Genomic DNA, 17,372 nt, shown 5'->3' on the forward strand with positions numbered 1-17,372 from the left:
CCGGTACGTGGATGCGGTTTGCCGAATGAAGGTGTGCGGCGCGGGGTCAGGCGGCCTGTTCGGAACGTGACTTGAGGTGGGAGAGCCAGGCCTCCAGGGAGGCGTGGAGGGCCTTGCCGAGCTCGTCGGCCGCGGCTTCGACGGGGGCTCCGGCCCAGGACTCCTCGGTGCGGACGGTGGTGCGGTCGGTGCCGTCGGTGGTCGGCTCGAACGTCCAGACGTGTATGCCGGTGATGCCGGCGGCGGGCCCGCCCCACACGATCCGCTCCCCGGGGACCAGCTCGTACACGGTGGAGGTGATGTCCAGGCCGTGGGTGTGCCAGCTGAAGGAGTTGCCGGGCAGGAGAGGGCCGTGGACCTCTGCCCGGTCGATGTCCGCGTTCCAGGCGGGCCAGTGCGCGATGTCGGTGTGCAGGCCCCACACGGTGGCGGGCGGGGCGTCGATCACGGTGTTCAGGCGGACGATGACGGGAGCCGTCTCGTCGACGGTGACGCTGGTTGTCATGACGCTGCTTCCTGTTCGGAGCGGATGGGTCGTGGAGAGCCGCCTGGAGGGGTGCGGCGGGTGAGGAGCAGTGCGAGGACGGCCGTGGTGAGGAGCACCGCCGCCGAGACCGCGAACGCGGTGCGGTACCCGGCCGTGAGGGCCTCGAGAGGGGGCAGGCGGCCGGCCGCTCCGGCGGTGACGGAGCCGGCCAGGGTGGCGAGGGCGGCGAGGCCGATCGCGCCGCCGACCTGGCGGGTGGTGTTGACCAGCCCGCCGGCCAGGCCCGCGTCCTGCCGCGGGACGCCGTCCACGGCGAGCGCGGTGAGCTGGACGAAGGCGATGCTGAGGCCCAGCCCGACCAGGACGCTCGGGCCGAGGACGTCCGTGAGGTAGCTTCCGTCGGCGCTCATCCGCGACAGCCACAGCAGTCCGGCGGCCTCGGTCAGCAGGGCGGCGGTGACGGTGGCGGTGGCACCGAGCCGGCGAGCGATGCGGGGGGCGAGTACGGCGCCGAGCATATTGGCGGCGGCGAGGGGGAGTTGTCCGGCTCCGGTGGCCAACGGACTGGATCCGAGCACTTGTTGCTGGTAGAGCGGCAGGAAGAAGAACAGGGCGATCCATACGGACCCCAGCAGGGCCATCAGCAGGTTGCCGGCGGCGACCCGGCCGGTGGCGAACAGGCGCGGCGGCAGCAGCGCGTTCGGCCGGCGGAGCTCGATCCGGTGGAAGGCCGCGAGCAGCACGGCGGAGGCGCCGAGGGAGCTCAGCACCGCGCCGTCGGTCCAGCCGGCGCCGCGTGCGGTGGTCAGGCCCCAGACCAGGCAGGTCAGGGCGAGGGTGACGGTGGCGGTGCCCAGCAGGTCGAACCGCCCGGCGGCTTCCCGCCCCGCGTCCCGCGGTACGAGTACCGCCACCGCGGCCAGGACCATGGCCGCTCCGAGCGCGACCGAGTGGAAGATCCAGGGCCACCCCCACGCCTGGGTGAGCACGCCGCCCAGCAGGACGCCCCCCGCCCCTCCCGCCCCGGAGACCGCACCCCAGACCCCCAGGGCCCTGCCCCGCCCCGCGCCGGACGGGAACAGCCCCATCGCCAGCGCGAGCGCGGCCGGTGCGATGGCGGCGGCCCCCACGCCCTGAACGGCACGGGCCGCGATCAGTACGCCGGAGGAGGTGGCCAGCCCCGCGGCCAGCGAGGCCAGCGCGAACAGGGCGAGCCCGGCGAGCAGCACCCGGCGGCGGCCGAGCAGGTCGGCGACCCGGCCCCCCGCCAGGAGCAGCGCCCCGAACGCCAGGCCGTACGAGTTGACGACCCAGGTGGTCCCGCCGTCCGAGAGGCCCACCCCGGCACGGATCTGCGGGAGCGCCACGTTCACGATCGAGGTGGCGAGCATGACGGTGAACTGGGCGGCGGCGAGTGCCGCGAGGACCGCTCCCGGCCCGGCGGGCCGACGTACCGCCCGGTCCGTCTGCGTGTGTGCGTCGTTCATGGCGCACACACTCGGCGCGAACGGTGTCCACTATCCAGGCCCGGCGGGAGCGGGCACTGTCCACTCCTGTCCGCACCTGTCCACGCGGCGCGGACGGCCCGGCCGGCGGCACGCCGCCGCCGGCGCGGGCCCGGCGCTACCGCGGGTCGTGCAACTCCCGCTGCCACAGGGATTCGCTGAGCAGGTCCAGGCCCTGGCGCAGGTGGCGGCGGTAGGTGCCGTACGGCAGGCCGAGACGGCGGGCCGCGGCCTCCTGGGTGGGCGCCCCGGAGAAGTAGCCCGCCGCCAGGGCCTCGCGGGCCCGGACCCCGCGCGGATCGGCGGCGAGTTCGTCGACGGCCCCGCGCAGCAGCGCACGCAACTCGTCCACCGGATCCTCGAAGTCGGCCGCGAGACGCGTGCGCATCAGGGCGCAGGCCGCGAAGGCGCCCGCATCGCGCCAGTGGGCCAGGGCCTCGCGCACGGCCTGGTCGAAAGCGGCGCGCGACACGGGCGACGGCCCGGACCGGACCGGCTCCTCGGTGGCCGATATGAAGCGCATGAGCCATGACTCCACGGGGACTTGGCGCCAGTCCACACCGAAGACCCCGTACGTGTGGTCGCCGACGCGCGGGCGGGCCCCGGTGTCGTTGAGGGTGCCCTTGACGCGCGCCGCCCACGTCTCGGCGTCCTGGTACACGGCGAATCCGTACGCACGACCGCGGGCGCGGGCCGCCTCGGCCTGGGCCCGGGAGCTGCTCAAGTCGATGACGCGCGAGGGAACCTGGTACTGCTCGGGGTAGATCGAGAAGCGGCTCACCCCGATGTGCTCGCCGGGGCTCACCGGCTCCACGGCATCGGTGTACCGCCATGCGGCGGCAACGACGGGGTCGGTGGCGAGGTCCTGGGGGTCGGCCGGGGCGGGCAGGACCAGCCGGGCCGTGAACGCCACGATCCGGCCCGTGCTCACGAGCCGGTAGACGCTGAAGGCCTCCGGCTGGCGCTGCGCCCAGTACCGGACGAGTTCGGCGGAGGCGGCTCCCTCGGTCTCCTCCGTCATGCGCAGCACGACATCGATGTCATCGGGGTGCAGGGGGCGGTCGTGCACCTCGTCCTCGCGCGACCAGGAGCGCAGCCGAGCCAGGGTCGCGCCTTCCCGGAAGAGGTAGAAGAGCTCGTCGGTGACGGTCCACACCCTTTCCTCGGGTGCTTCGCGCAGGATGCGCAGGTACTCGTCCGCGAGGCGCCTGCGTATCGCCTCGAAGGCGTTGGGCGCCCGCCAGCGCAGGTCGGCGGCGAGCGTCTCGCGTGCGGCGTCGTGCGGGTGGAGCCCCCGGTGGGTGGATTCGATGAACGGCAGCTCGCGCAGCCAGGAGAAGAGCGGGTGGGCGTCCTCGTCGGGCAGCACCGCGGCGAGCAGTTCCTCGGACGTCGAGTGGGCCTGCGCCGCCACTTCCAGGGCGCGGCGGTGGGCCGCCGTGGGCACCTCTCCGATCAGCCCCGCCAGCAGGGTGCGCAGTACGTCCGCCGTGGGGGCCCAGATCTCCTCGCGGCCGCATCCGTCCGATCCCGCCGCGGCCGCGAGGGACAGGGCCAGCGGGTTGCCTCCGGCGAAGCGGAGCACCCGGTCCCGCAGTTCGGGCCGGATGTCCGCCGCCACGAGCAGGCTCCGTGCCTGCTCCTCGGAGAAGGGTTCCAGCTCGGTCACGTGCAGGAGCCCGGACCAGGCGGGATCGGCGGTCCACTGCGGCTGCGGGGGGCGCCGGCCGGCCAGGACGACGAGGGTGTCGTCCGCGGCGCGGGGCAGGAGGTCGTGCCACAGCCAGCTCTCCAGCCACTGGCAGTGCTCGAAGGAGTCCACGAACAGGACCGTGCCCGGAACGTCCAGGAACGGGCCGGCGGCACGCTCGAATTCGGCCGGATCCCGGCTGACGAACCGCCCGTCGAGCTCGACGAGCAGCCGGCCGGCCGCTCGGGCCCGGTCCGCCAGGTGGCGCAGCAGCGTCGACTTCCCGATGCCGCCGGGCCCGCACACGTAGAACGCGAACGGGGCCTGCGGATCGCCGGCCAGGGCCGCCTCGAAGCGCCCGAGTTCATCGTCCCGGCCGACGAAGGCGCGTACGCGCGCCCTGCTCAGTCTTTCCCCCACGGACACCATGGCGGCTCCCAACTTCCTTGTGCATGACCCGGATTCGTCAGGTCGAACGGAGATCCTAACGGAGGTGTCACCCGGCACTTCGGAGCTCTCGTTCGCCGAGGTGGACGGGGGTGAAGTCCAGGGACAGCGCGACCGGGCCCCGGGTGTACAGGCCGCTCTCCCGGTAGCGGGCGCCGGGGCTGTGGCGGACCTGGTCGAGCAGGGGCAGGAGCATGGCGGCGACGGTCTCGATCTCGGCGCGCGCGAAGGCCGCGCCGACGCACTGGTGGAGTCCGCTGCCGAAGGACAGGTGCTGGGCGGCGGCGGTGAAGGAGCGGGCGGTGCCCAGGTCCGGGCGGTGGATGTCGAAGGTGTCCGGGTCGGCGAAGGCCTCGGGGTCCCGGTTGGCCGCGCCGATCATGCAGAAGACGGTGGCACCGGCCGGGACGGCGGCTCCACCCGCGAACACCGTGTCCCGCGCCGCCTGGCGGGGGATGAGCTGGACCGGCGGGGTGTAGCGCAGGGTCTCGGCGAGGGCGGCGGCCAGCAGCTCCGGGTCCCGGCGGACCTGTGCCAGCTGCTCGGGGTGGTCGACGAGGTGCTTGAAGAGCAGGGCGAGGGTCTTGTCCGCGGGCTCGGTGGCGGCCGCCAGAACGTTGATGATCAGCGCGGTGACATCGCGGTCGCTCATCGCGATGCCGTCGAACTCGGCGGTGCACAGCTTCGATACCAGGTCGTCGCCGGGGTCGCGGCGGCGCTGTGCGATGACGGGGAGGAGGTACGCCTCCAGCTGCTCGGCGCAGTCCATGCAGTGGCGGCGGCGCTCGGGGGTGAGGGCCATGCTGGTGATGAACTCGGCGATTCCGGCGTTCCAGGCGGCCAGCTGCCGCCAGTCCCGTCTCTCCAGGCCGAGGACGTCGAGCGTCACGTGGACGGCCAGGGGTCTGCCGAGGTCGTTGACCAGGTCCAGCCGTCCCCGGGCGAGGAGAGGGGCCATCAGTTCGGCGGCGTTGGTGCGGACGGCGCGTATCTGGTCGTGGAGGGCCTGCCCGGTGAAGGCCCGTACGACGATCTTGCGCTTCGCGGTGTGCTCGGCCCCGGTCATCTGCGCGAGGACCCGGCCCCGCATCACGGGCTCGGCGCGCACCTGCAGCGTCTCGGTCGTGAACGCCTCGTGGTCGGTCAGCACCCGCTTCACGTCCTCGTGGCGCGAGAGGAACCAGCTGTCGATGCCCGGCTCGTGGTGCACCGGAGTCCGCTCCCGAAGCCGGGCGAAGTGGCGGTAGGGGTCTGCGGCGAAGTCCTCGGACAGGACGCTGAATCGGGTGTTGCCAACGTGCACGGTGGTGCCCTCTCACATACGCGGTACGCGGAACGGCAAGAGCCGCGACGCGACGCGAACGCCACCGAGCACGACCAAGCCGCGCTGCTAGACGTACGAATCAAGCCACGGGTTGCGCGCGCGGGGGTACATGAGGACCGGCCCGTACGTCGTCAAGATCCACCGGGTCACGGGTCTGTCCCAGCGGGCGGCGGGCGCGAAACGGGGCGAATCGGCGGCGGCAGCCGGCGTCCCGACTGGTCGGCGGCGCGCCCGGCGCGTTGCGCCCCCGTGTGCGTGTAACAGGAATGTACTGGGGGGAGTTCGGGCGGAACGGCGGGACGGTCCGGACGGGTCTTGGTGATCGCAAATGCCCGCTCCCGCCGGCCCGCTCGTACCGACACGCTCCCACCGGCCCGCTTCCACCGGCCCGCTCCTCCCGACCCGCACCGAGCGCCCGGCACTGCCGACCTATCGATCCTGAGGAAGAAACGATGCGCGTTCACAAGCTCACCCTCGCCGCCGTGGCCGTTGCCGCGAGCTTCTCGCTCACGGCCTGCCAGAACGGCGAAGACGGCACGGCGCAGGGCAGCCCGTCGTCCGCGTCCTCCCCCTCGTCCGCGCCGGCCGCGTCGCCCTCGGGCGGTTCGGATCAGGGCGGCGGCAAGGCCTCGGGCACGACGGGCTCCGGCGGGAAGGGCGCGACCGCCGGGACCGGCTCCAACGGGGGCGGCAAGACCGAGAAGTGCCGCACCGACGGGCTGACGATCACGGCCCTGGACGGCACCGTCGGCGGCGACGCCGACGGAACCGTCGCGGTGACGCTGAAGAACCGCGGCAGCCGGGACTGCTCGCTCTCCGCGTACGCGGGCGTCGACCTCAAGACCAGCGCGGGATCGCTGTCCGCCAAGCGCACCGGAGAGCAGGCCGACACCACCGTGCTCAAGGCCGGGAAGTCGGTCTCCTTCGGCGTCAGCTACCCGCTCAACACGTCGGGCGGCTCCGGCGTCCGCATCACCGGGCTGGTCGTGACCCCGCCGGACGAGACGAAGTCGGTCACGCTCGCCTGGCCGGGAGCCGCCACGCTGCCCGTCACGGAGGGCGCCGGCTCCCCGGTGAAGGTCGGCCCGATCGGCAGCGCCGGCCAGGGCGGCTGACCCCTGCGCCCCGCCCTCGTCGCGCCGCCCGGCCGGCGGGCCGAGGGCGCCCGCGGGGGTCAGCGGGTCTGCTGCGCCAGGATCTCCCGCGGGTCGAAGGCGACGCGGATCCTGGTGATCCTCCCGTTCTCCACGTGGCTCCAGTTCGCCGTGGGGGCCGGCGGGGCGCCCGTCGTGTACAGGTCGAACCAGGTGATCACGTCCGTGTCGTCCGCCACCCTGGCGTGCACCTCGATCCGCTCCAGGATCCGGCCCATCCCGCGCAGGCCGGCGATGCACGCGTCCGCGCCTCGGGCCCGGCCCAGTGCGCCGACGAAGTCGACGTCGTCGGCCAGCAGACCGCGCAGCGCGTCGAAGTCGCCCTTCTCCCAGGCGCTGAAGTACTTCTCGGAAATCTCTGCCGGAGTCGTCATGCGTCCAGGGTCCCGCAGGAGCGGCCATCAGTCCAACAGATGATCGCGATGACGACTATCATCGGTGGTTATGGAACTGCACCAGTTGCGCTACCTCGCCGCGGTGGTGGACGAGGGCACCTTCACCGCCGCGGCCGCACGGCTGCACGTCAGCCAGTCCGGCATCAGCACGCAGGTGGGCAAGCTCGAACGCGAACTGGGGCAGCAGCTCCTGGAGCGGACGGGACGCCGGGTCCGGCTGACGGCCGCGGGTGAAGCCGTACTGCCGCTCGCCCGAGCGGCGCTGCAGACGCTGGACGGCATCGAGGACACCGCGGCCCGGTTCGCGCGGGCCGTCCGGGGCCGGGTCCGGCTGGGCATGATCAGGGGCTGCTCGATCCCCGGCTTCCTGGACGCCGTCGCCGGACTCGGGCGGACCCACCCGGGGATCACCCTGAGCCTCCACGAGGAGGACTCGGACGTGCTGCGGTCCCAGGTGCTCGCGCGCTCCCTCGACCTCGCCCTGATCGCCTTCGCCGGACGGCCCGAGCCCGCTCTGGACACCGTCGTGATCGTCGACGAGCCCATCGCCGTCGTCGTGCCCGAGGGCCACGGGCTGCGCCGCGGGCCGGTACGCCTCGCCGACCTGGCCGAGGAGAAGGTGCTCTGCCTCCCGCGCGGTACCGGGATCCGGGAGGCGTACGAGCGGTCGTGCCTCCAGCTCGGGATCGAACCCCGTGTGCAGATCGAGGCCAGCTCCCCGCAGACCCTGCTCGGCCTCGCCCGGCGGGGAGCCGGTGTGGCCGTTCTGAGCCCTTCCTCGGGGGCCGGCGAGGGCCTGGAGCCGGCTGTCGTCACCGACGCCGCGACGCACGCCTGCCTCGGGCTGGCCATCCGGCCGGACCACCGCTCCCCGGCCGCCCGGCTGGTCCTGGCCAGGCTCCGGGAGGCACTCGCGCCCTGAGACCGCCGGGACGCGCACTCGCCGCGTCAGCCGGATCGGCCACGCCCCTCCCACAGGTCGAGGAGCGTGGCGACCAGGACGTCCCGCGCCAGCGCAACCCTGTACGCGGTGGCGGGGACGGTGCGCGCGGCGGCGAGTTCCTCGAGCGCGGCCGCCGCGAAGCGGTCCGCCGTGGCCGGCGCTCCCCTCAGGACGGCTTCCGCCCGCCGCGCTCGCCACGGCGTCGTCGCGAGGCCGCCGAACGCGATGCGCACGTCCCCGACCCGGTCGCCGTCGGGATCGACCGCCACGGCGACCGAGACCAGCGCGAAGCTGAAGGAGGCCCGGTCCCCGACCTTGCGGTAGCGGGAGCGGGCCGCCATCGGCAGTGCGGGGAGCTCCACCGCCGTGATGAGTTCACCGTGTTCGAGGACGGTGTCGTGCTCGGGCCGCTCCCCGGGCAGCCGGTACAGGGAGGCGACGGGAATGCGGCGGGTGCCCGCCGCGCCCCGCACGCAGACCGTCGCGTCCACCGCGCACAGGGCGACCGCCAGGTCGGAGGGGTGCACGGCCGCGCAGCTCGCCGAAGCACCGAGTACGGCATTGTGCTCGGCGTGACCCTCCACGGCGGAACAGCCGGACCCGGGCCGCCGCTTGTTGCACGGGGTGTCCGGGTTCAGGAAGTACGGGCACCGCGTGCGCTGCATCAGGTTCCCCGCCAAGGTGGCCATGTTGCGCAACTGAGGAGAGGCACCGGACAGGAGCGCCTGCGAGACGACCGGATAGCGCTCGCGCACCTCCGGATGGGCGGCGAGATCGGCGTTGCGGACGGTGGCCCCTACGCGCACACCGCCGTCGGGGAGGACCTCGACCCCGCCCAGGGGCAGCCCGGTGACGTCCACCAGCAGGTTCGGACGGGCGATCCCCAGCTTGAGGTGGTCGAACAGGTTCGTGCCGCCGGCCACGAACACGGCCCCCGGATCCCCCGCGACCAGTGCCATCGCCTCCCGCACGCCGGCGGGGCGCTCGTAGCGGAAGGGCTTCATGTCCCGCGTCCCGGGGGCGCCGCGCCCTCCCTCACCCGGCGCACGCTGAGCGGCAGGCTCCGGATCCGGCGACCGGTCGCGTGGTGGACGGCGTTGGCGATGGCCGCCGCCGTCCCGACGATGCCGATCTCGCCGACGCCCTTGGCCCCCATGGGGCTCGTGTGGAAGTCCTCCTCGTCGATGCAGACGGCCTCGATCTCGGGAGCGTCGGCGAAGGTCGCCACGTGGTAGGCGGACAGGTCGCGGGAGTGGAAGTGCCCGTACGTCCGGTCGATGACCCCCTCCTCGCACAGGGCCATGGAAAGACCCATGACCATGCCCCCGACCAGCTGCGACCGCACGGTGACGGGGTTGATCACGCGGCCCACGGCGAAGACGCCGAGCATGCGCGGCACCCGGATCTCCCCGGTCGACGTGTCCACGGTCACCCGGGCGAACTGCGCGCCGAACGCGTGCTGGGAGTGGGTGCGCGCCTCGGCGAGCTCGGCAAGGGTGTCGGCGGTGGCCTCGAGACCACCGTCCGGCACCAGGCCGCCGCATCGCCCGATGCCGGTCCGCAGCGCCTCGCAGGCCCGCACCACCGCCGTCCCCCAGGAAGTCGTTCCGCTGGACCGGCCGGCCCAACTGGCCGACGGGTACGCGCTGTCGCCGACCTCCACCGTCACCTGCTCCGCGTCGACGAGCAGGGCGTCGGCCGCGATCTGGGCCAGTACGGTACGCGCTCCGGTGCCGATGTCCGAGGCCGCGATGCGCACGGTGTAGCGGCCGCGCCCATCGGTGCGCACGCTCGCGCGGGAGGGGAACCGGTACTGCGGAATGGTCGACGCGGCGACGCCCATGCCCAGCAGCCGTCGCCCGTCGCCGTACTCCGCGCGGAGGCGGTCGCGTTCGGCCCAGCCGAACCGCTCCGCTCCCAGCCGCAGGCAGCCGGCGAGGTTGCGGGTGCTGAAGGGCCGGCCGCTGTGCGGATCGTTCGCGGTGTCGTTGCGCAGGCGCAGCTCGACCGGGTCGAGCGCACACGCGACGGCGAGCTCGTCCATGGCCGATTCGAGGGCGAACATCCCCGGGCATTCGCCGGGTGCGCGCATCCAGGTGGGCGACGGAACGTGCAGCCTCACCCTCCAGTGCCTGGTCTCGCGGTTCGGCGCCGCGTACATGGTGCGCGTGGGAGCGGCCGGGTACTCGCAGTGGTCGCTCGTCAGGGACGTCTGCTCGAACGACACATGGGACACGGCCAGCAGGTGTCCGCCGGCGTCGGCACCGAGTCGGATCCGCTGGACGGTCGGCGTCCGGTACCCGGCGACGACGCTCAGCTGCTCCCGGGTGAGTACGGTCTTGACCGGCCGGCCGACGGCGAGCGCCGCCAGGGCGGCGACGACCACCTGGGCCCGTGGCGCGGCCTTGGAACCGAACCCTCCCCCCACGTGCCGGGCGATGACACGCACCCGGTCGGGGCCGATGCCGAACAGGTGCGCGAGGATGTCCCGCGTCCCCGACGGCCCTTGCGTGCTGTCGTGGACGGTCAGCGCACCGTCCTGCCAGTACGCGACCGTCGCGTGCGGTTCGAGCGCGTGGTGGTGGTACGGAGGAGTCCGGTACGTGGCGTCGACCCGGACCGGAGCCTGCGACAGGGCCGCCTCGACGTCGCCGTGCGAGCAGTCGGTCGGAAAGAAGGGACCGCGGTCGGGCGGTCGGCGGAATCCGTCGCAGGCGATGTCGAGGCTGACCCTGTGCGGGTCCGCGGCGTAGTCGATGCCCACCATCCGCGCCGCCTCGTGGGCGATCTGCGGGGACTCTGCGACGACCGCGGCGACGAACTGGCCCCGATGGCCGACCGAAGGCGACTGGAAGACGGCGAGGTCGCCGGCACCGGTCCGGTTCAGGCGCGGGCAGTTGCCGCCGTGGATGACGGCCAGCACTCCAGGTCGGGCGAGGGCTTCCTCCGGACGGACCGCCGTGACCCGCCCGTGGGTGATCTCCGCCGGAACCACCGCCACGTACGCGAGGTCCGGGAGGGCCACGTCGCCGGTGTAGCGGGCGCTGCCCGTGACCTTCGCCCGGGCCTCCCGCCGGGGCAGGGCCGCGCCCACGGACATGCGCCGCGTCACGGCGCCACGTCCATGATGGCGGCCACGATGTTCTGGTACGCACCGCAGCGGCACAGGTTGCCGCTCATGCGCTCACGGATTTCCGCCCGTGTGAGGACCGGACCGCCGGCCGGCGGCGCTCCCCTGGCGGCCTCGTCGAGCATGGCGATCGCCGAGCACAGTTGTCCGGGGGTGCAGAATCCGCACTGGAAGGCGTCACGGGCGACGAACGCCGCCTGCAGCGGGTGGAGTTCCGCCCCGGCCAGGCCCTCCACCGTCACGACGTGCGCGTCGCCGCACGCCACGGCGAGCGTCAGACAGCCGTAGACGCGCCTGCCGTCGACGAGCACGGTGCAGCAACCGCAATGGCCGCGCTCACAGCCGGCCTTGGCCCCGGTCAGGCCGAGGGAGTCACGCAGGACGTCGAGGAGGGACATCCTGGTGTCGATCGTCAGACGGCACCGCCGTCCGTTGACGTCCAGTGCGATGTCGGCGCGGACGGCCGGGCCGTCCTCGGCCTCCTGGGGCGACGGTGCGCTGCGCATGGGGCTCGACCCCCGTTCCGGCGGTCCGGGCGCCGACACGGTCGGCTGCGGTTCAGGTGTGCAGGCGGCTGTTGGGTCCGTCCTGGTCACCGGCGGACTCGTCGTTGAACCAGTAGTCGCCCGCCGCCAGGTAGCGGAAGGCGTGGCTGCTCTTGCTCGGCAGCTCCACGGTGACGGCGCGCTTGCCGTCCTTGCGCGGCCGGAGCGTGTGGACGCCGGGCTGCCAGCCGTTGAAGTCGCCCACCACGCTGACCGGGCCGGGCGGCGCGTCGGCCGGGAGGATGAAGGTGACCTTGGTGCGGTCCTTGTCGAGCGTGCGCTCCAGCATGGGGGCTCCGGGCTGTGGGGAGGGAGGGCTACGGGCACATCCTCGGCGGCGGACGCCCGGCCCGCACGCCGGCGCCGCTGCCCGGGTACCGACGTCACCCGCCCACCGCATCGCCGGGCCGCCGCTCACCCACCGGGCGGGCGGGTGCCGGGGGTGGTGCGGTCTTCGGGACCGTAGTCGGTCAGTACGAGCGCCTTCGCCCGCCGGAATTCCTCGTCCGTGATGTCGCCTCGCGCCCGCATGTCGGCCAGCTTGGCCAGTTCGTCGGTGCCGCTGGGACGGGCCTTGGCGACCTCGCCGATGTAGGCGTCGAACTCCTCCTGCCGGGCGCGCGCGTGCGCCCGTTCCCGGCTTCCCATGCCCTTGCCCCGGGCGACGAGGTAGACGAACACGCCGAGGAACGGCACCAGGACGACGAGGGCCGTCCAGCCGGCCTTGCCCCAGCCGCCCAGGTCGTCGTCCCGGAAGACGTCGAAGACGACCCTGAAGAGCAGGAAGAACCACAGGATCCACAGCGCCAGCCCGAGCATGGTCCAGAAGAGGCTCAGCAGGGGGTAGTCGTACGCGAGGTACACCTCAGTGGTCATGTCACCCCTCCACGTGGGCGGGCACCCGGCTCGTCGCCGGGCCGCGGCATCCATGGTGCCTCCCCGCGCCCCCGTCGGCATCCGGGCCCATGTCCGACCCTGCGAAGGCCCGGCCCCGGCCGCACCCGTACGCCCGTACGCCCGTACGGCCCAACGGGCGGGGGCCTCGCGGGACACCTAACCTGAAACGGCACCGCCGACACGCCCGTGATCCCGCGGTCAGCGGGCGGCGCGCCGGCTCGGATCAGCACCGAAAGGCGATACCGCCATGGCCTCCAGCTCCGACGCCCCCGTTCTCGACACGCTCGCGGCAATGACCGTCGACTCCATCGAGCACTGCGGCATGGACGAGAAGACGCTCATCATCACCCGCATCGCCGCCCTCGTGGCCATGGACGCACCGGCCATCTCCTACCTGGCCCACGTCAATCCCGCGGTCAAGGCCGACTTCACGGTCGAAGAGCTGCAGGACGTGCTCGTCGCGATCGCCCCGGTCGTGGGCACGGCGCGCGTCATGTCGGCCGCGGGCCACATCGCCCAGGCGTTCGGCGTCGTCATTGCGATGGCGGAAGCCGAGGCCGAGGCCATCGCCAACGCCGAAGCCGAGAGTCGCAACATGTCGTGACGCCCCCGCCGGACCGGGACTCCGGCCACGGCACCGCACGATCGAATTTGCACCAAACCAGACCAGAGTGATCGTCTCCTTGGCACAATCCTGCTCTGATCGTGGCCGAAGACAACCGCACAGGGTTGCAGATCGGTCGCAGTGGGAAGGGTTGGTGCGCCAAATGGCGGAAACTAGTCGCCGTCCGTTCCTGTAGTGGATCGTCACACCCCGACGCCGAGCCAGTCGGCCCGGCCGTTCCCGAATGTGCAGCGCGTTCACGTCCCCGCATGACGCAGCGAGTCTCCGACGGCTCGCTCACGCCCCTGAACTGGGATGTCGTTCCGATGACAGCCCGCTCGCGCTCGTGGGGCGCACACCGGTGTGCGCCAAAAGGGAGGTAGGGATCCCATGAAAGTGCAGGACATCGAACTTCCCATGCTGCGGATGCCGCACCCGGTGCGGCTGAATCCGTACCTGCCGGTCCTGCGCCAGGAGACCGAGACGTGGGCGCGCGAGATGGGCATGCTGACCGGCGACGAGACACCGGCGGCCCGGCCGATCTGGACCCGGTCCCAGTTCCACGCGATGGCCGTCGACCAGCTGACCGCCTGGACGCTCCCCGACGCCTCCCTCGTAGGCCTCCGACTCAACCACCGGTTCAACCTCTGGGCTCTGGCCTGGGACGACTACTTCGCCGCCGCCTTCAAGCAGACGGGCGACCTCGCGGGCGCGCAGGCCTTCACGGCACGTCTCCACGCCTTCCTGCCCCCGGATCCGGGCGCCCGGCTGCCGGAGCCGGTCAACGCGATCGAGAAGGGGATGGCCGACCTCCAGCAACGCCTGTTCCCGCCGAGACTCGCGCACTGGCGCCAGGGGCTCAACCGGGCGCTGGCACGCTACATCGACGCCGGGGTCCAGGAGCTGGTCAACAGCCGCGCCGGACGCGTACCCGACCTCATCGAGTACGCCCAGTTCCGCCGCGAGAGCTTCGCCGCGTACACCGCGCCCTACTCCGTCGAACTCGCCACCGGCGCACGGATACCCGAGCGCATCCGGCACACCCGGACCGTCCGCGCCCTCCTCGACGCCTTCATGGACTACATGGGCCTGGCGAACGACATCGCGTCCTACCAGCGGGAAGTCGACGACGAGTACGACGTCAACAACCTCGTCGTCGTCCTCGAAACCTCTCTGGGGATCACCGTCCAGGAGGCGATGCACGCCGCCGCGGACCTGATCTCCGCCCGGTTGCGCCACTTCGAGCACCTCATACGGAGCGAACTGCCCCCGCTCGTCCGCAGAACCGGGCTGGACCAGGCCGAACAGGCCGAGCTGGAGGCCTGGCTGCGCGGGGCCCGGAGCTTCCTGTCCGGGCTCCACGCCTGGTACACCGGGGCGCCCCGCTACGCCCCCGTGAGCGGGGCCGTCCCGGTACAACGCGCATCGGCCCCGGGCCCCGGGGTCCGGGGCTGATGCCCCGTACCGGGCCTAACCCATCCCCAGGAACCGCCTCAGCCGTGCCCGCCATGAGACGCGGGGTGCGGAATCCGGCAGCCGGGGTGCCACGGGCATCCCGACGGTCGGCGGGGGCGGCGCCGGCAGCGGCTTCGCCAGCAGCTCACGGGCTTCACGAGGACGGGCGGCGAACTTCACGGGCAGCGCCGTCAGATGCCGGGCCCAGGTCGAGGAGCGCCAGGTGAGCTCGGACTGGGGGACGGCCATGCCGATGTCGGGCAACCGGGTGAGCAGGATGTCGATGCCGGTGTCGGCGATGACACGGCCGATGTCCTGGCCGGGGCATTCGTGGGCGCCCGCGCTGAAGGACAGGTGCGCGCGGTTGTGGTGCACGCGGGTCGAGGGGTCCCGGCGGACCGCCTGATCGACGTTGCCGGCGGCCAGGCCGAGCAGCAGCATGTCCCCCGCCTTGATCTCCTGCCCTCCGAGCGTGGTGTCCCCGGTGGCCCAGCGGCCCGGGCACACCATCAGCGGCGGCTCGTCCCACAGCACCTGCTCCACCGCTTCGGGCAAGGTCATCTGACCACCGGCCAGGGACCCGCGGAACCGCGGGTCGCTGACCGTCATCCGCAGCACGTTGGCCATGAGGTTGGCCGTGGTCTCGTAGCCCGCGAGCAGGATGAGGCGCAGGTGGTGCTGCACCTCCTCGTCGGTGAGACCGGCCGGGTGGGCCATGAGCACGGACGCGATGTCCTGCCCGGGCAGGACCCGCTTGGCGGCGACCAGTTCCCTGAGGGTCTCCAGTACGTAGGCGTTGCTGGCGAGCGAGGTCTCGGTGGCCTTGAAGAGGTCCCGGGCCGCATGGACGAGCTTGGGGGCGTCCTCGTCCCGCATGCCGAGCAGGTGGGTCAGGACGAGCATCGGCAGGGGCTCGGCGAACTCGCCGACCAGCTCCGTCCTGCCGCTCTCGCTGAACTCGTCGATCAGCTGGTGTGCGAAGCGGGTGATGTGACGGCGGATCCCGCGCTGGTCGAACTGGTTGAGGGCGGCGGTGACGGCGCCGCGCAGACGCTGGTGCTCCTCACCGTCCGCGCACACGCAGTCGGGACGCCAGCCGATCATCGGCACGAGCGGCGAGGTCTCGGGATCGATCTCACCGCTCCTCCAGCCGTGCCAGGTGCGGGGGTCACGGGAGAACTGGGTGGAGCGGGTGGCCACGTCACGGTTCTCGAGGTAGCCGAGGACGAGCCAGGCGCGTACGTCCCCCTCGAGCAGGACGGGCGCCACCGGACCGTGCTCGGCTCTCAGCTTCTCGTACAGGCCCATGGGGTCGGTCTCGGCGGCGACGCCGTGGAGCCGGGTCGCTCCCCCGGTGCCCGTGGTGGCGTGGGCCGGGCAGCCCGGGGGCGGCACGAGGCCCTGTTCGGTCGTGGCGCGGTCGGCGGGCGGGACGGTCATGCGGACTCCTGGGCGGCGGCGAGGGTGCACAGGTAGCCCATCAGCGAGAGCAGGGCGTCACGGCAGGACGACCGGTCGCGCGCGTCACAGGTGACGATGGGCACGGATTCGTTGAGGTCCAGAGCGGTCCGCAGGACCGCCACCGGATGCTGCGGGGCCTCGGGGAAGGAGTTGACGGCCACGACGAACGGGACGCGTCGGTCCTCCAGACGGGTGATGATCTCGAAGCAGACTTCGATCCTGCGCGTGTCGACGAGGACCACCGCGCCGAGCGCGCCTTCGAAGATCCCGTTCCACAGGAACCAGAAGCGCTCCTGGCCCGGCGTCCCGAAGAGGTAGAGGATCAGCTCCTCGTTGATGCTGATGCGGCCGAAGTCCATGGCGACGGTGGTGGTGTTCTTGCCCTCGGCACCGGGATTGTTGTCGATCCCGACACCGGCCTGCGTCATGGTCTCTTCGGTCGTCAGGGGCGCGATCTCGCTCACCGCCCCGACCATCGTGGTCTTGCCGACGCCGAAGCCGCCGACGATCACCACCTTGACTCCCCTGGCGCCGTGCGGCAGCAGCATGTCGGTGCCGCGGGGCCCGGCGGCGGGTGCGTCAGAGATTGCGTAGTCCATGGATCACCGCCTCCAGAAGGCCGAGTTCGGGGACCGCGGCGACGGGAACCGGGGCGATCGCCTCGACCCGCCCGTCCTCGACGAGCTGCGAGAGCAGTGCCGTCAGGACGCTGAACGGCAGACTGAGATACGCGGATATCTCCGCCACCGACAGCGGGTACTGGCACATGGCGAGGATCGACGCCTGCTCGGGCTGCATCGCGGGTTCGGGTGCGGACCTCGATGTGATGAGGGTGACCAGGTTGAAGGCCTTGGCCGCCGAACCCGGTCCACCGGAGATGACGTAAAGCGGCACGGGACTGCCTTCGTCCCATGCGCCGTGGTGCTCTGATGTCACATCGCCTGCCCGACGTCATCACGCGGGGGGCTCGTCATGTGCCGGCCGATCCTGAACACGAGCGTACGCATGCGGTCGCCCAGCAGGCCCGCGTCCACTTCCTCATCGGCCAGTACCGCGAGGTAGGCCCCGGGTCCGGCGGCCATCAGGGAGAAGTACCCGCCGTCGACCTCGATCCCGACCATGCGGGTCGAGCCGTCTCCGTGCGGGAACTTCTGCGCGATGGCCTTCGCCAGGCTCTGCATCCCCGAGCAGGCGGCGGCGATCGCGTCGGCGGTGTCGGTCTCCGTGTTCGCTTGACCGATGCACAGACCGTCCGACGAGAGGGCGACCACGTGTCGCACGTAAGGGACGCTGGAGGCGAGCTCCTTGAGCATCCAGTCCATGTTGGGCAGTGGC

18 protein-coding genes are annotated in these 17,372 nt (G+C 72.5%); 4 read left to right on the forward strand and 14 right to left on the reverse strand.

All coding sequences use genetic code 11. The features are described 5' to 3' along the window. Positions 1-46: 46 nt before the first annotated feature. The 4 genes from ACFY1T_RS29775 to ACFY1T_RS29790 all read right to left on the reverse strand — a co-directional run bounded on the left by ACFY1T_RS29775 (position 47) and on the right by ACFY1T_RS29790 (position 5,432). Positions 47-505 (reverse strand): SRPBCC family protein, encoded by a 459-nt coding sequence (locus tag ACFY1T_RS29775; RefSeq protein ID WP_390790892.1) that lies wholly within the window; start codon positions 503-505, stop codon positions 47-49. After that, entirely contained in the window at positions 502-1,974 is a 1,473-nt protein-coding gene (locus tag ACFY1T_RS29780) for an MFS transporter (RefSeq protein ID WP_390790893.1), read from the reverse strand. The genes ACFY1T_RS29775 and ACFY1T_RS29780 overlap by 4 nt, the downstream gene beginning before the upstream one ends. 136 nt (positions 1,975-2,110) lie before the next feature. After that, positions 2,111-4,102 carry an AAA family ATPase gene (locus tag ACFY1T_RS29785; protein WP_390790894.1) on the reverse strand — a complete coding sequence of 664 codons (1,992 nt, stop codon included), beginning with the start codon at positions 4,100-4,102 and terminating at the stop codon, positions 2,111-2,113. A 76-nt stretch (positions 4,103-4,178) separates the two neighbouring features. Next, the gene (locus ACFY1T_RS29790) at positions 4,179-5,432 is read right to left on the reverse strand and encodes a cytochrome P450, cyclodipeptide synthase-associated (protein ID WP_390790895.1); all 1,254 of its coding nucleotides are present in this window, start codon (positions 5,430-5,432) and stop codon (positions 4,179-4,181) included. Positions 5,433-5,905: 473 nt separating this feature from the next. On the opposite strand from ACFY1T_RS29790, the gene ACFY1T_RS29795 reads away from it, so the two are divergent. Then, positions 5,906-6,568, forward strand: coding sequence for a DUF4232 domain-containing protein (locus ACFY1T_RS29795; protein ID WP_390790896.1), 663 nt, complete (start codon positions 5,906-5,908; stop codon positions 6,566-6,568). Between the two features lie 59 nt (positions 6,569-6,627). Here ACFY1T_RS29795 and ACFY1T_RS29800 read toward each other — a convergent pair whose 3' ends face one another. Continuing rightward, positions 6,628-6,981, reverse strand: coding sequence for a nuclear transport factor 2 family protein (locus ACFY1T_RS29800; RefSeq protein ID WP_390790897.1), 354 nt, complete (start codon positions 6,979-6,981; stop codon positions 6,628-6,630). A gap of 70 nt (positions 6,982-7,051) precedes the next feature. Here ACFY1T_RS29800 and ACFY1T_RS29805 point away from each other — a divergent pair, with 70 nt between their 5' ends. Further along, positions 7,052-7,924: a LysR family transcriptional regulator gene (locus ACFY1T_RS29805; protein ID WP_390790898.1), complete on the forward strand. Its 873-nt coding sequence runs from the start codon at positions 7,052-7,054 to the stop codon at positions 7,922-7,924. Between the two features lie 26 nt (positions 7,925-7,950). Here ACFY1T_RS29805 and ACFY1T_RS29810 read toward each other — a convergent pair whose 3' ends face one another. The 5 genes from ACFY1T_RS29810 to ACFY1T_RS29830 form a co-directional block, all read right to left on the reverse strand. Continuing rightward, entirely contained in the window at positions 7,951-8,949 is a 999-nt protein-coding gene (locus ACFY1T_RS29810; protein ID WP_390790899.1) for an FAD binding domain-containing protein, read from the reverse strand. After that, complete coding sequence (locus tag ACFY1T_RS29815) at positions 8,946-11,057, reverse strand: xanthine dehydrogenase family protein molybdopterin-binding subunit (protein WP_390790900.1); 2,112 nt, start codon at positions 11,055-11,057, stop codon at positions 8,946-8,948. Before ACFY1T_RS29815 ends, ACFY1T_RS29810 begins: the two co-directional genes overlap by 4 nt. Beyond that, positions 11,054-11,581, reverse strand: a complete 528-nt coding sequence (locus ACFY1T_RS29820; protein WP_390790901.1) for a (2Fe-2S)-binding protein — start codon at positions 11,579-11,581, stop codon at positions 11,054-11,056. Before ACFY1T_RS29820 ends, ACFY1T_RS29815 begins: the two co-directional genes overlap by 4 nt. A 52-nt stretch (positions 11,582-11,633) precedes the next feature. Then, entirely contained in the window at positions 11,634-11,909 is a 276-nt protein-coding gene (locus ACFY1T_RS29825) for an isoamylase early set domain-containing protein (protein ID WP_390790902.1), read from the reverse strand. A 125-nt stretch (positions 11,910-12,034) separates the two neighbouring features. Next, positions 12,035-12,496 (reverse strand): SHOCT domain-containing protein, encoded by a 462-nt coding sequence (locus tag ACFY1T_RS29830; RefSeq protein ID WP_390790903.1) that lies wholly within the window; start codon positions 12,494-12,496, stop codon positions 12,035-12,037. Between the two features lie 268 nt (positions 12,497-12,764). On the opposite strand from ACFY1T_RS29830, the gene ACFY1T_RS29835 reads away from it, so the two are divergent. After that, complete coding sequence (locus ACFY1T_RS29835) at positions 12,765-13,121, forward strand: carboxymuconolactone decarboxylase family protein (protein WP_390790904.1); 357 nt, start codon at positions 12,765-12,767, stop codon at positions 13,119-13,121. A 390-nt stretch (positions 13,122-13,511) separates the two neighbouring features. Then, positions 13,512-14,576, forward strand: coding sequence for a hypothetical protein (locus ACFY1T_RS29840; protein ID WP_390790905.1), 1,065 nt, complete (start codon positions 13,512-13,514; stop codon positions 14,574-14,576). Between the two features lie 15 nt (positions 14,577-14,591). Here the strand turns inward: ACFY1T_RS29840 and ACFY1T_RS29845 are convergent, their stop codons facing one another. The 4 genes from ACFY1T_RS29845 to ACFY1T_RS29860 are packed head-to-tail and all read right to left on the reverse strand — an operon-like array spanning position 14,592 to position 17,359. Continuing rightward, positions 14,592-16,016, reverse strand: coding sequence for a cytochrome P450 (locus tag ACFY1T_RS29845; protein ID WP_390790906.1), 1,425 nt, complete (start codon positions 16,014-16,016; stop codon positions 14,592-14,594). After that, entirely contained in the window at positions 16,013-16,636 is a 624-nt protein-coding gene (locus tag ACFY1T_RS29850) for an ATP/GTP-binding protein (protein WP_390790907.1), read from the reverse strand. Before ACFY1T_RS29850 ends, ACFY1T_RS29845 begins: the two co-directional genes overlap by 4 nt. Further along, entirely contained in the window at positions 16,617-16,931 is a 315-nt protein-coding gene (locus ACFY1T_RS29855; protein ID WP_234435394.1) for a DUF742 domain-containing protein, read from the reverse strand. The genes ACFY1T_RS29850 and ACFY1T_RS29855 overlap by 20 nt, the downstream gene beginning before the upstream one ends. A gap of 38 nt (positions 16,932-16,969) precedes the next feature. After that, a complete protein-coding gene (locus ACFY1T_RS29860) occupies positions 16,970-17,359 on the reverse strand; it encodes a roadblock/LC7 domain-containing protein (protein ID WP_390790980.1) in 390 nt (129 codons plus the stop codon). Positions 17,360-17,372 lie beyond the last annotated feature (13 nt).

Origin of the sequence: Streptomyces sp. NPDC001194, from assembly GCF_042896985.1 — a bacterium.
Lineage (GTDB): Bacteria > Actinomycetota > Actinomycetes > Streptomycetales > Streptomycetaceae > Streptomyces.

Bases quoted from the DNA above. Each gene is read 5' to 3' on its own strand.
- ACFY1T_RS29795 (WP_390790896.1), top strand. From the start codon at position 5,906: ATGCGCGTTCACAAGCTCACCCTCGCCGCCGTGGCCGTTGCCGCGAGC.
- ACFY1T_RS29780 (WP_390790893.1), bottom strand. From the start codon at position 1,974: ATGAACGACGCACACACGCAGACGGACCGGGCGGTACGTCGGCCCGCC.
- ACFY1T_RS29830 (WP_390790903.1), bottom strand. From the start codon at position 12,496: ATGACCACTGAGGTGTACCTCGCGTACGACTACCCCCTGCTGAGCCTC.
- ACFY1T_RS29810 (WP_390790899.1), bottom strand. From the start codon at position 8,949: ATGAAGCCCTTCCGCTACGAGCGCCCCGCCGGCGTGCGGGAGGCGATG.
- ACFY1T_RS29850 (WP_390790907.1), bottom strand. From the start codon at position 16,636: ATGGACTACGCAATCTCTGACGCACCCGCCGCCGGGCCCCGCGGCACC.
- ACFY1T_RS29820 (WP_390790901.1), bottom strand. From the start codon at position 11,581: ATGCGCAGCGCACCGTCGCCCCAGGAGGCCGAGGACGGCCCGGCCGTC.
- ACFY1T_RS29860 (WP_390790980.1), bottom strand. From the start codon at position 17,359: ATGGACTGGATGCTCAAGGAGCTCGCCTCCAGCGTCCCTTACGTGCGA.
- ACFY1T_RS29800 (WP_390790897.1), bottom strand. From the start codon at position 6,981: ATGACGACTCCGGCAGAGATTTCCGAGAAGTACTTCAGCGCCTGGGAG.
- ACFY1T_RS29805 (WP_390790898.1), top strand. From the start codon at position 7,052: ATGGAACTGCACCAGTTGCGCTACCTCGCCGCGGTGGTGGACGAGGGC.
- ACFY1T_RS29775 (WP_390790892.1), bottom strand. From the start codon at position 505: ATGACAACCAGCGTCACCGTCGACGAGACGGCTCCCGTCATCGTCCGC.
- ACFY1T_RS29825 (WP_390790902.1), bottom strand. From the start codon at position 11,909: ATGCTGGAGCGCACGCTCGACAAGGACCGCACCAAGGTCACCTTCATC.
- ACFY1T_RS29835 (WP_390790904.1), top strand. From the start codon at position 12,765: ATGGCCTCCAGCTCCGACGCCCCCGTTCTCGACACGCTCGCGGCAATG.
- ACFY1T_RS29845 (WP_390790906.1), bottom strand. From the start codon at position 16,016: ATGACCGTCCCGCCCGCCGACCGCGCCACGACCGAACAGGGCCTCGTG.
- ACFY1T_RS29840 (WP_390790905.1), top strand. From the start codon at position 13,512: ATGAAAGTGCAGGACATCGAACTTCCCATGCTGCGGATGCCGCACCCG.